The sequence below is a fragment of the Oceanobacillus limi genome (assembly GCF_900111445.1).
GTDB lineage: Bacteria > Bacillota > Bacilli > Bacillales > Amphibacillaceae > Ornithinibacillus > Ornithinibacillus limi.
In genome coordinates, this window is sequence record NZ_FOHE01000008.1 from 58974 (window position 1) to 72283 (window position 13310).

Sequence of the window (13310 nt, forward strand, 5' to 3'; positions counted from 1 at the left end):
GATAAAAAAAACAATGTCAAATTGTTTTTTTATCCAAAAAATAAAGAGCGGTATAGAAAGTGGTGATGGAATATGTTTCTTTTGGATTCAAATTTGTTAATTGTTCAATTCTTTTTAATCGATAATGCAGTGTATTAATGTGTATGTGTAAATTAGCAGCAGTTTTTTTGATATGTAAATCATGATGTAAATAAGAAATTAATGTCTGTAATAAATCGGCCTCAGGCTGTAACGGTTTTAGTATCTGTTGTATTAAGGATTGTTTTAATTCGGCATCTATATCATCTAGGCAGATTTCAAGTAAGAGATCTTCAAAGAAATTTATGTCATCTGCATTTCTTGCGACTCGAATTGCTTTTTCAGCCTTTTGGTAAGACGGTTTGATCACCTTATCCTTGACTACAGGTCCAATCCCTATGGCAATTGTAAGGCTTAGTTGGGAATTAGCATATGTTTGAAACTTTTCTAGTTTAGTTTTTAAATATTGTTTGGAATTCCTTGCGACTTCCTTTGTTATCATTAGCAAACGGTTATTTCCCCAACGAACGATTGTACTGGTTAAATGTAATTCCAACCAGTTTATTAGTTCTTGAAGTTGGTAATTTTTCACTTTTGGCTTGATATCGATTAATGTGCAACGTAATGGTGCGGTATGGGTAATACCGAAAACCTCTGCTCGTTGAATAAATTCTGATGAAACAGATTCCAATTGTATCCATTCAAGAAAGAAATTTTCTAATGACCTGGATTTCCACTCAGCTTCTCTAACATAAATACTTTCCTGAATTAGTAACTCGGTCATTTTCTGCATTAAGGAGGCAAAAGGTGTTATTTCAGATGGATCACCTGTGATACCTATGACACCTATTACGTTTTGATCAATTGAAATGGGTAAATTTACACCTGGTCGAATACCAGCTAACTTTTTTTGGTGTTCTTTCGTAAGGATCGTAATAGAATTGTTTTCTATAGTTATTTTAGCACCCTCATGAAAGTCTCCAATCCGAGATGGATCTGTACTAGCAATTATAATAGCATCTGTATTTGTTATAATTATATTTTCATTGATAAGTTTTTTTGCTTCTCCAATAATTTTAGTCCCCAACTGAGCAGTTAACTCCATAGTGCTCCACCCCTAAGTTTAATTGTTAATTTAACACGAATATTTTAATTTTTTACAAATTAATATATTTTCTGCTACACTAATTGTATATTTAATATATATTTTTGTCGAAAATGAGGAAAATAATGTCCGGAACTGCTATAATAATAAGCAATCTCATAGTATAAAATCACCGAAGAAAAGTGTTAGGTAAGAAGGAGAAGCTTTATGTTATTATTTAGATCGTTATTACGCCGGATACATGACTTGTCGCCAGTTCGAATGATTTTTCTTTTTTATTTCCTGGCAGCAATTATTTCGACAATTCTACTTGCGTTACCAATTGCTCATCAACAAGGGGTTCAATTGGCTTTTATTGATATTATTTTTACAGCAATAAGTGCATTAAGTGTTACTGGTCTGAGTACCATTACGGTAGCTGACACATTGAGTACACCAGGAATAATCATACTGGCTATTATTATGCAATTTGGTGCTGTTGGAGTTATGGCTATTGGGACTTTTATTTGGATTATCTTAGGAAAAAAGATTGGTTTAAAAGAGCGTCGGTTAATCATGACTGATCAAAACCAAACAACGTTCGAAGGAATGGTTCGGTTAATAAAACAAATTTTTCTCGTGTTATTAACAATAGAATTATTAGGATTCCTTATATTAGGTACATATTATTTGCAGTATTTTCCTACTACAGCAGAAGCATATTTAAATGGTTTTTTTAGTACCATTAGTGCAATAACGAATGGTGGATTTGATATAACCGGAGAGTCTCTAATACCATTCCAACAAGACTATTTTGTTCAATTTATACATATTTTACTTATTATTTTTGGTGCGATTGGATTTCCGGTATTAATAGAGGTAAAGGACTTTTTATTCTCTAAATACGACAAACGAAAATTTATGCGCTTCAGCTTGTTTACAAAGCTTACTACTGTTACATTTCTCTTTTTGGTTGTAATAGGATCTATTTCCATCTATTTATTTGATATGAAAGGATTTTTTGCAGATAAGTCTTGGCACGAAATTATTTTCTATTCATTATTCCAGTCTGTTACAACTCGGAGTGGTGGATTATCTACGATGGATGTTAGTCAGTTATCAGAGCAAAATAATTTATTTATGTCCTTTTTAATGTTTATCGGGGCATCACCAAGTAGTGCAGGTGGGGGAATTCGGACAACAACATTTGCATTGGTAGTTATATTCATAATCACCTATGCTCGTGGTGGAAACAGTATACGTATTTTTAGAAGGGAAGTACACGAGCAAGACTTAATGAAGGCTGTAACAGTAACATTAATGGCAATAATGGTCGTATTTGGATCTTTATTACTTATATCCATTGTTGAGCCATTTACGATCACTGAAATATTATTTGAGGTAACCTCAGCGTTTGGAACCGTAGGATTATCAATGGGAATCACTTCAGAATTAACAACATTTAGTAAAATTTTCTTAATGGCCCTTATGTTTATTGGTAGGGTAGGGATTATTACTTTTCTATTTATGTTTAAGAATAATAAACAAAACGGAAAATATCATTATCCAAAAGAAAGAATTATCATTGGGTAACGGTGCATTAGACAGATAGGAGATAAATCTATGACAAACGGTAAAACAGTACTACCTATGCATAATCGAATATTATCCTCCTTAAGGGAAGCGGTCCTTTTTGTTCGAGATGATGGAATTATTATGAAGGGAAATGACGTAGCTGCGAATGTGTTGAGTATTGAAAGCTTTGACAAACAGTCCATTTATGATTACTTCAATTTTGATTTATTAAAAAAGTCAAGAGAAGTTCATCAATTAATGGAGCTTCGAAATCAAGACAGAGAATTGATTGAAGTTAATTCCATTCAAGTATCTGAAAATAGTTATTGCTTGTTGCTTCACACGTTATCTTTCCAGGATAAAGCAGAGGAAATCAAACAGTACATTAATGAAAATACTGCTGTTGGCTCAGAAGGTATTGTGATGTATGGAGATCATACAATTGTAGATTGTGATACGGTCTTTTCAAATATGTTTGGATATGCTCCAGAAGAAATTAAAGGAATGGAAATTCGACATTTAATTGACCAGAAAAGTTTACATAAAATGGAACGGCTATGTCTTACTAGTGAAAACACCTATGAATTAATTGGGGTCCATCGTAACGGCTCAAAGTTCCATGTAGAAGTCATTGATTATCCTTATAACAATCAAGGAACAATTGTTCGAGTAGCTAGTGTGAAAGATATAACCGAACGAATAGAAAATGAGAATCGTATTGAATACATGGCATATTATGATGAGTTGACGGATTTACCCAACCGAAACTTTTTTCATAAAGTATTGCAAGAAGCTGTTAGTGAAGCCAAGGAATCAGGTGAAATCCTATCTGTGTTTTTTATCGATTTAGATTACTTTAAAGAAATTAATGATACACTTGGTTATACATTCGGAGATCAGTTGTTAAAGGCTTGTGGAGATCGATTAAAAGCATTTTTACATATGGATACGTTTATTGCTCGGATGAGTGGGGATGAATTTTTAATTTTGCAGCGAAACACACCGACAAAAGAAGCGGCTGTTGATCTTGCAGAAAGGTTAATTGCAGAATTTGAGCGACCGATTAAAATGGGGGAATATGAAATTTATACTTCGGTGAGCATTGGGATCAGTATTTACCCTGAAAACGGTACAAATGCCAATGATTTAATTAAACATGCAGACTCAGCTATGTATGTTATTAAAGAAAAGCATCGTAATAATTATAATCTATTTGATTCGTCTATTTCTGAAAACTTTAAAATGCGACTCACAATGGAAACGGAGTTACGTAAAGCGCTAAAACAAGGACAGTTTGAATTACATTATCAACCACAAAAGAATCTTAATACTGGTAAGATTGTCGGGTTGGAAGCTTTGCTAAGGTGGAATCATCCGGAAAAAGGATATATATCACCAGGTGAATTTATCCCACTCGCAGAGAAAACAGGGTTAATTATGGAAATAGGTGATTGGGTATTGTATGAATCCTGTAAGCAAAATAAACGATGGCAGGATCAAGGTTATGAGCCAGTAATCGTAAGTGTAAATTTATCAGCAAAACAATTTCACCAGCGAAGCTTGGTCCAAAAAGTGAAGGATATTCTCGCGGATACTGGATTAGATCCGCAATATCTTGAATTAGAAATTACAGAAAGCATGGCAATGGCCCACGAGGATTTTATATTAAATACACTACATGAACTTCGGAAGTTAGGTGTACTTGTATCGATTGATGACTTTGGGACGGGATATTCGTCATTCAAATATTTGAGTTTGTTTCCTATAACGAAGTTGAAAATTGATAAGATGTTTCTAAATGATGAACAGAGAGAAAATAAAGCGATTGTTAAATCAATTATTCATATGTCACATTCTCTAAACATGAAAGTCATTGCTGAAGGTGTAGAAACACTAGAACAATTAACATTCTTATCCAAGGCGAGATGTGATGAGATGCAAGGGTTTTATTTAAGTAAACCATTGCCAGCTCCGCAGTTAACGAAATTTTTTGTTGAATAAATAAAAGCTCTATCTCTAGATAAAGTTAGCTGAGATAGAGCTTTTTTTACTCATTTGTTTGTAGCTTAATTATTTTTAATTGGTCATTTTCATAGCCAATTGTAAATTCAAATGTTTTGTTTTCGGTCACTTCTTCATCTTCATCTTCATCAGGTAGTTTTTGCTTAATGGCTACATCTGCTGTTGCAGTTATTTTATTATCTTCAGGTGAGTCTGTCTTAATGTTTTCATATTCCAAGTCTATAATTTGAATGTAACCATCTCTAAAGTTGGAATATGATGTAGAAGACTGAAGATCGTCCCCTAATAAGGAATATGCACTAACATAATCTCTTATAAAAATACTATCAAGAAAATATTCTATTAAGTACGAAGCGTCTTCTTTAAATTGATCTGGATCTAAAGAATTTATCATGTCTTCGGTACTAGTGAATTGAAGCTGATCATTTTGGGCTTCATTGGACCAGGTCTCTACTTGTGACAATACATCACTAATTGGAATACTAAATCCTATGGTGCCGTCATCGGTACCTACAGAATTAATTCCGATTACTTTCCCTGTTGCTCTATTGACTAATGGACCACCACTATTTCCTTGAGTGATTTGAGCAGATATTTGGTAGGCATTTTGATAATTAAAGCCATCGACAGAGAAATTTCGTTCCGTTCCCGAAATTATACCAAGAGTAACGGTGTTTTGGAATCCATGTGGACTTCCTAGAGCAATAACTTCATCACCTATTTCGGTGGTATTCTCTTCATCAACAGGTAATCCGCTCTCTCCAGCTAGTTGAGGAACCCGAACAACTGCAATATCAGTATCCGTTCCTACACCAATTACAGCAGCAGGATAAATTCGCGCATTAGCAGTTCGTACATAAATGATCTCTGCATCCTGTATGACATGAGCATTTGTTATAATATCTCCTTTTTCATTATAAACAAATCCAGAACCAGTTAATGTACTATATTCGTTTTGCGCTTCAATCTGCACGACGTTCTTTTCCGTTTGATGAATAATGTTTTTTAAATTTGCTGGCTGGGCTTCAACTTTTACTTTGCTCACAATTGGATTGTTAATCGTAATATCTTGCTCATTCCAATTTAAATACATAAAGGTAGAGATCGTTATTCCTAGGATTCCAATAATGATAGTTAGAATAATAGGTGGATATCTTTTTTGACGCATGGATAAATCACTCCATTAATAATTTAAATACCATTTTACCGTGTTAACTTCGATATCTATCAATTCAATATCTTCACTTACCTCATAATGTGTGAATTCGAATTTACCAGATTCCTCTGGGTATAATGTATCCGGATATACATATACTTCATTGGAAAGAAATTCTGAATCATTGTCTGTAGTAAGGGAATAATCAACTAACACAGAATGAACTGGATCAGATGCGACGCTTTTTACTTCGCCCTTAACGACAACATTTCCTTGTTGGTCACGTTCCACTTCAACAGAAAGGAGTTCGATTGCATCGGTTTCGTTAAGTTCACGTTCTTCAGCTTCTGCGCTAATTGCCTGTTCAATTCGTTGTTGTTGGGTAACTTCGAAGGACGCTTTTTCTTTCTCAATCGTTGTTTTTAAACTACTTAACTTTTCCGAATTGGGAGCATATTTTAGACCATCCTCAACAATGGTTTGTGCATCTGTAAATTGTTTGTTTGATAAATGTTCACTGGCTTTTGAAAAGGTGAAATCAATAATTTGATTTCGAATATCTGTTACAATTTGATCTGCTTGATCTTGCTGTATAGCATCCGCTTCCCATAAGAGGATTTTCAATTCATCAATTGTAGGGTTTTCAGCTAGAATGCTTTGCAATTGCGCAACTTTAATTTCGTTACGGTAAAAAACAATTTCATCTACTAATTCACTAACAGCAGAACCATTATAATTCTTTAAGGAGTTCTCTGCATCATTTAGTAAGGATAATGCTTCCTGGAAGTTTTCCTTGTCTAATTGTGAATTTGCTTGTTTAATGGCGTTTTTTACTTTCATTGCTTCACCAACAAAGTTTAGTGCTGATTCGGCCTGTGTGAAATTTGATTTTTTAAGGGTTGCTTGTTTAAAAAGATCATATGATTCTTCAAATTCATTATCAGATAATAATTTTTCCCCTTGCTCATACAAATTCTTCGCCTCGGAGGCTTGATTTTGTAAGACTAGATTAAGGACGCTTATACCAATTAGAAAAACTACAATAGCAATTATTGGAACAAACCATAATTTATTGAATTTCTTTTTTATATTGCTCCTGAGATCAAGGTCCTCAGGTAATTCTTTTCCACATGTTATACAATATATCTCTTTTTCTTTAACCCCTGAACCACAGTAGGGACAATGGAGCATAGTATCACCTGCTTTAGAGAAATATAAGTTTACTAGATTAGACTTTATTTTAACATATTTTTCTTTATTTAGGGTGGGAATCTTGATATGATAGAATTGAAAAAAAGATGATATGTGTAATTATGGGGTGCTGCCTAAAACGTACGACAGCGTCGCTGAATAAACTATCGCATACTACATAAAGTAAATTTAGGAGGTGCAGCGCGAATGGAACTCGCTTTTGGTATCGTTTGCTTAGGGATCTTAGTATTAAATATTGGGTATTGTATTTTTGATAATGAAAAGTAAAAAGAAAGGTCCGAACAGTAGTTTGGACCTTTTCATTGTTATTTTGTTCTAGCAAAATCAGTAAATGGATAGATTATTAATTCAGACTTCCCAATAATTTCTTCCTCGGTAATAAAACCTAATCCGTTCCTACTGTCTTTACTTATCGCTCGATGATCCCCCATAACGAAATAACTGTCCTTAGGAACCTCAATAGGTCCAAAGTTTCCCGTATGATTCTTCGATTCCTCTGTTAAAAATGGTTGCTCATATTGTTCATCGTTTATAAACAAATTATGGTCTTTTATTTCTATTTTTTCACCAGGTAAACCAATTACCCGTTTTACATAATTCTTTTGTGGACGTTGAATGATGACGATGTCTCCACGCTCTGGATCTCCGATAAAATAAACAAATTTATTAAAGATTACTCTTTCTCCGTTTTCTAGTGTCGGGTCCATGCTGTCTCCTTCAACGATAGAAGTAGCAAACAAAAAGTTTCTAATTATAAATGCTAGGATAACAGCAATAATAATTGCCTTCAACCATTCAACCCATTCATTTTTCTTTTTTTCTTTTGCCAAAAATGACATTCCTTTCTCTCTATAAAACAGCAAATTTATTTTCTGTTATAAATAAGATAGTAGACAATTATATAGTTTTATTATACCAACTTTATTAGCGGAGCAGAATTTATTTTGTTATTTATTTTTTGTTTATAAAATTTTATGTACATTAATGTTCATCATGTATTAAAATATGTTAAATTATTATAAATGACTTAAAGGAGGGGGCATATCCAGTAATGTACAATTCTGAACAGCTCCTTAAGCAAATTGAAAAAGTACGAAATAGAATGACCGATGTTGCACTTACAAAAGGAATTACTAGTATAGAATCGATTACTCTAAGTCAAGAACTAGATAGATTATTAAATAGATACAATGAAATGATGGCAAATGATCGTTCAAAATATCACGAACAGGGTAGGGGGGGATCATAACCCCATCTATCTTCATTTTCTACTCGTATACATTGTTTAAATAATCCTCTAATCGATCTAATCCCTGTTTAAGCGTGTCCATGTCATAGGCGTATGAAAGGCGCATATATCCTTCACCAATAGATGAAAAACTACTTCCTGGTACTAGCGCAACCTTCCCTTTACGAACTAAATCTAAACCTAGTTGGAATGAATTTAGTTTTCCACAAGGAAACTTTATAAAAAAGTAAAAAGCCCCTTCAGGTTTTTTACCAACTTCTAATCCCATATTAACAAGCCTATCGTATACATAATTACGACGTTTAAGGTAGGCTTCACGCATTCTTATAGCATCATCTTTCCCAGCTCTTAATGCTTGTAATCCAGCGTATTGACTTATTGAAGTAGCACAAGTAACGTTATACTGGTGAACTTTTAACATTTGTTGGGATAGCCATTGTGGGGCTAGTGTGTAGCCTAGCCTAAAACCAGTCATTGCATGTGACTTGGAAAGACCATTTACAATGATCGTTTGTTCTTTGACTTCCTCAAATCCTGCGATTGATATGTGTTTTTGTTCGTAAACCAGTTCACTATAAATTTCATCAGCCAAAATGAAAATAGCATTGCTCTTCATGACAGAAACGATTTCTTGCAGTTCTTCATATGAATAAGAAGCACCTGTTGGGTTAGATGGATAAGGGAGAACGATGCATTTTGTTTTTTCAGTTATGCTTTTTTCTAATTTGGTTTTGGTGAGTTTAAAATTATCCTTTGTTGTATCCACATAAACTGGAGATGCGCCAGCTAAGGTAATCAGTGGTTCGTAACCAGGATAAATGGGACCTGGCAATATTACTTCATCTCCAGGGTTTAAAATAGTTCGAAAGGTAATATCTATTGCTTGAGAAGCTCCTGTTGTTACGATAACCTCAGACTCAGGGTCATATACGACTTCATAATTTTCTTCATAATAAGCTGTGATTGCTTTTCGAAGTTCGATAATCCCAGCGTTCGGAGTATAAGAAGTTTTATTGTTCTCTACTGCAGAAACTGCTGCAGATTTTATATGAGCTGGAGTATAAAAGTCAGGTTGTCCGATTGTTAATGAAATGACATCCTGTTCGCCTGCTACGAGATTAAAAAACTTTCGTATTCCAGAGATTTCAATGTTTTTTACGTTGGTGTTTAATAGATGTTGCAAGAAAATGCCCTCCAATTATGTATATAGTAACGCATCATTGTCTGATTTATAATTATCATAACATAAAATTCCCAAAAAATATGAAATAAAAATGGGGTGGGGAATGAAACGGCGAACTTTCGATTCTTAAGACGAACAATCTTGTATAAAGAATTACCTTTTTAGTAGTCGAATCTTTTACGTATTAGATGAATTATGCGACGCAACTTGTAATTATTGATTCATGCTATTACACCGCTTCGGAAACACATTTCGCTTTCCGCGGGCGGCTGGTGAGCCTCCTCGTGCTGACGCACTCCGGGGTCTTACCGATGCCTTTCCTCCCGCTGGAGTCTTCATGTGTTTCCTACGCTAGTTATTGCATTCAGTTTTTAAATAACACTTTTCCCTAATTAAATATTTGGTATAAAAGAACTTCGACAGCGGAGGCAGAATGCGTAGACTCCGCGGGAACAGCACGTGTCCGAAGACCCCGTACAGATGCGCCTGCGTCTACTAGTAACTCTTCGAAGCGAATTCCTCGGCGCAAGGGAACAAAGAAGCATATTCAAGTGGTACCCTGGCTGAGGCCTTGCCCGTGGAAAGCGAAGCGTTCTGCCGTAGCGGTATTCTAAAACTACATCCATTCGTAATGGAATGTCATAACAAAATGTTACGTCGCATTATATACGTTATCTGCAACATAGGTTTGTGTTTAACCAAAAGAAAAATCCGAACCGAATTCGAATTCTGATGGTAGAATTTTGGATTCATTGAACGGATTTTCATTAAAATTTTTCGGCTATAGAAAATATTCTTTTTTATAGCCGATGAAATAATACATTATTTTCTAAATGTATATGCTGAAAGGTGTCTGATTCTAAATCTGCTAGCCGAGCATAAGTGATTCGATAAGAGTTACATGCATCTGATGGGGGAGTGAAGTCATTCGTTATTTCTCTAATTTGTTTTAAAAGAGCACCTGCATGATCATGCTCATCCTCTAATGTCCCGTTAGCTACATGGATATGATGTAATAGATCCTCAGTAGGTTGATTTTCATAGGTTTTAATTAGAGGAAACACTTCAGCTTCTTCTTTCATTGTGTGCTCTTCTAATTCTACTTTTAACTCGTGATATAAGCGATGAAGCTCCTTTAAATGTGGATGTTTTTCACCGTGTACTTTATATATTTTGGTAACGAATTGACTCAGAGGCGCCAGTTCTTCCTCTAAAAATCTATGGTGATGATTGACGATATGATCGATCAACTGAGAAAGAGCCATGTCGTCCCAATTTGTTAACTCATGATCTTCTGCCTGCCACTTTTTGTAAGCAGTATTTAATTCATTTAATATAGTAGACTCTTTTAAATCCTTATTAAGAAAAACACTAGCTAATGATTGATCCCCACCACAGCAGAAATCAATTTTATATTGCTTAAATAAATCACTTGCTTTTGGAAATGCTTTAACAACTTCAGCCGGTGTATGTTCAGCAGTAAAAATATTCATCATGTAACCTCCTTGATATCGTATGGTTACATGATAACGCCTTTTGAATTGTAATGGCGTGAGGAAGGTCACTTAATTTGGGCTTTTTTAGGTTTAAAGTGAATGCTTTGCTTCATTGAAAGTTGAATGATAATAACCGCACTTATAATACAAAGCATACCTAACATTTGCATGGATGAAAATTCCTCATTAAAGATAAAGATACCAATTAATGTCGCAACAACAGGTTCTACAGTTGTTAGTATAGAGGCCTTGGAAGCCTCAGTTTGCTGTAATCCATGAGTATAAACAATGTAAGCAAAAGCTGTTGGTAGAAACCCAAGTCCGAACGCATAAAATAATATCATTGGTTCTATTAATAAGTGAAACTTTTCTTGGTATGGAAAGAAAGGAATAAGAGCTAATGATGCGATCACAAACGTATAAGTTGTAATGGTAATACTGCTATATTTATTTAAGGCGAACTTACTGAAAATACTGTACAAAGCATAACCTATTGCTGATCCAATACCAAAAAGAATACTACTGAAAGGAATTGACGGTATGTTTAGTGGAATTAATCCGACAACTAGACAGGTACCTAATAATGTAATAGACAAAGCAATTATTTTCATATAGTTTAAAACTTCTCTAAACAAGAAGAATGATAGAATGGTTACAAAAGCTGGTGCTGTATATAATAAAGCAGTTGCTACTGGAAGTGTTGACTGTTCAATTGCAGTAAACATGCAATAGTTAAAGAAAATGATACTCAATATACCTGTACCCAAGAAATAGTTAATGTCAATCAGTTTAGATAACTTTAATTTTGCTGGCGCTATGATCGTAAGATAACCAACTAATAATAATGCGGATGACCAGGCTCTTAGGGTTACAACTTCCATGGGCGTGAAGCCAAATACATAGAGATTTTTAACATACCAACCAATTGTCCCCCAAAGCGCTGCACCTAAGAGAATTAATATAAATGCTCTATTCATTTTTCCGCCACCTTCATTATTTATATTAAAACTAGTATATCAAAAATATAAATATTTCGATTAATGTATATATTTTTGTTAAAGCGTTTATGCTTAGAATAAAATGTTAAGATTGAAAGAGTTGGTCTAGTATGTATTTAGACAAAGTGTTCATTATTAAAATGGCTCATTTTCGTTCATTAGGGTTAACCGATGAAATGGTTTACTCGATAAGTATATTTTTCGGGATTATTGGTATTTATTTCGTTACTAAGCCAGTGATTTCCTTTCTTATTGCTTTAAATTCAACAAAATTATTGTGTTATGTGATAAGTAGTTTAATATTTATCGTGGCATTTTTTGTTGTAGTATTAATAATAGGTGAAATACGAGGATTAACACTTCAATTAGTTAAATTTTCTTTGCAAGCTCTAGGAGTATTTGGAGGAGCTTTATGGGTTATTCATGTATTTAACTATTTGAGAAGAAAAAGAATATGAAAAAGCGTACAGTATTCGGATCAACTGTACGCCTTTTTTGGCTAGTTGGGAAACGGAAACAATAAAGGAGGTATCAGATAGATTCGCCACAGTTTGTGCTAACCTAGACAGTGATAAGAAAGCTCCAAAAGATAACAGCACAAGTGGAAATGTCATTTTCTACTTGCTAAGAAGAAATGGACAGCGTATTATCGGAAAGTCTTTTTTGGTGGCCATTCCATTTTACCTAAGGATGACGGAGTAAAATATGCTGAAGCGTATTCTTTTTGTTTTGTTCGTTTCGCGCTTTTATTCGGTTGCCAGTTTATATATTGATAGATAATACGCTTTGCTTGTGACAATGGCATTTTCGTCTGAGGATTTCGATAGTTATGATCGAGAGTACCTAAATGCTCAAGCTCTTTGAAGTCTTCCTTCGATGGAGGAATATGAAAGTAATATTGATCCACCTTTACTAAAAGAGTGGAATGTTGATTACTAAATTTTGGATGATCTGAAAAGTGGAGTCCTATTTTGACTGCGCGACGTTCTTGGAGAAGGCGTTTGATTGATTCTTTTTTTATAAAATAGAGATGTCCTGGTTCAGGTGCAGTTTTTGCATGGCGATTAATAGTATAGATTGCTTTTGCTAAATCACTTAGAGAGCTTTCTTGATTACGTTGCTTCATTGTCTGTCCTCCTTTCAAATTGGTAACTTGTCTCTATATTATATGAAAGCATGTCCACTTTCAAGAACAATGAATAAATGAATTAATTGATTCAAAGAATCCTTTTTGATTACTTTAGTGGCAATAAACTATGGTAAGCAATACGGAAACGTCCTGTCCGTCGTAAGGCCTTACGTTAAACCTTCTAGGTA

Annotated in this window: 12 protein-coding genes; 4 read left to right on the forward strand and 8 right to left on the reverse strand. The window is 34.3% G+C overall.

The annotated features are described in order from the left end of the window. Positions 1-16: 16 nt before the first annotated feature. On the reverse strand, positions 17-1123 hold the full coding sequence (locus tag BMX40_RS10125; protein ID WP_090869454.1) for a CdaR family transcriptional regulator: 1107 nt from the start codon (positions 1121-1123) through the stop codon (positions 17-19). A 207-nt stretch (positions 1124-1330) separates the two neighbouring features. Here BMX40_RS10125 and BMX40_RS10130 point away from each other — a divergent pair, with 207 nt between their 5' ends. Beyond that, positions 1331-2695 carry a TrkH family potassium uptake protein gene (locus BMX40_RS10130; protein WP_090869456.1) on the forward strand — a complete coding sequence of 455 codons (1365 nt, stop codon included), beginning with the start codon at positions 1331-1333 and terminating at the stop codon, positions 2693-2695. Between the two features lie 30 nt (positions 2696-2725). After that, positions 2726-4678: a sensor domain-containing protein gene (locus BMX40_RS10135; RefSeq protein WP_090869460.1), complete on the forward strand. Its 1953-nt coding sequence runs from the start codon at positions 2726-2728 to the stop codon at positions 4676-4678. 46 nt (positions 4679-4724) lie between these two features. On the opposite strand, the gene BMX40_RS10140 is transcribed toward BMX40_RS10135, so the two are convergent. The 3 genes from BMX40_RS10140 to lepB form a co-directional block, all read right to left on the reverse strand. Continuing rightward, positions 4725-5867: a S1C family serine protease gene (locus BMX40_RS10140; protein WP_090869462.1), complete on the reverse strand. Its 1143-nt coding sequence runs from the start codon at positions 5865-5867 to the stop codon at positions 4725-4727. 15 nt (positions 5868-5882) lie between these two features. Then, entirely contained in the window at positions 5883-6827 is a 945-nt protein-coding gene (locus BMX40_RS10145; RefSeq protein WP_244513485.1) for a zinc ribbon domain-containing protein, read from the reverse strand. Between the two features lie 545 nt (positions 6828-7372). After that, entirely contained in the window at positions 7373-7897 is a 525-nt protein-coding gene (lepB, locus tag BMX40_RS10150; protein WP_090869466.1) for a signal peptidase I, read from the reverse strand. A 221-nt stretch (positions 7898-8118) separates the two neighbouring features. On the opposite strand from lepB, the gene BMX40_RS10155 reads away from it, so the two are divergent. Then, positions 8119-8316 (forward strand): aspartyl-phosphate phosphatase Spo0E family protein, encoded by a 198-nt coding sequence (locus BMX40_RS10155; RefSeq protein WP_090869468.1) that lies wholly within the window; start codon positions 8119-8121, stop codon positions 8314-8316. A gap of 19 nt (positions 8317-8335) precedes the next feature. On the opposite strand, the gene BMX40_RS10160 is transcribed toward BMX40_RS10155, so the two are convergent. The 3 genes from BMX40_RS10160 to BMX40_RS10170 form a co-directional block, all read right to left on the reverse strand. Next, on the reverse strand, positions 8336-9499 hold the full coding sequence (locus BMX40_RS10160; RefSeq protein WP_090869470.1) for an aminotransferase A: 1164 nt from the start codon (positions 9497-9499) through the stop codon (positions 8336-8338). An 800-nt stretch (positions 9500-10299) separates the two neighbouring features. Beyond that, positions 10300-10992: an iron-sulfur cluster repair di-iron protein gene (ric, locus tag BMX40_RS10165; RefSeq protein ID WP_090869472.1), complete on the reverse strand. Its 693-nt coding sequence runs from the start codon at positions 10990-10992 to the stop codon at positions 10300-10302. A 68-nt stretch (positions 10993-11060) separates the two neighbouring features. Continuing rightward, entirely contained in the window at positions 11061-11972 is a 912-nt protein-coding gene (locus BMX40_RS10170) for a DMT family transporter (RefSeq protein ID WP_090869474.1), read from the reverse strand. Positions 11973-12133: 161 nt separating this feature from the next. Between BMX40_RS10170 and BMX40_RS10175 the strand changes: the two genes are divergently transcribed. Further along, complete coding sequence (locus BMX40_RS10175) at positions 12134-12451, forward strand: hypothetical protein (RefSeq protein WP_211753620.1); 318 nt, start codon at positions 12134-12136, stop codon at positions 12449-12451. A 188-nt stretch (positions 12452-12639) separates the two neighbouring features. Here BMX40_RS10175 and BMX40_RS10180 read toward each other — a convergent pair whose 3' ends face one another. Continuing rightward, the gene (locus tag BMX40_RS10180) at positions 12640-13119 is read right to left on the reverse strand and encodes a YkyB family protein (protein ID WP_090869478.1); all 480 of its coding nucleotides are present in this window, start codon (positions 13117-13119) and stop codon (positions 12640-12642) included. Positions 13120-13310 lie beyond the last annotated feature (191 nt).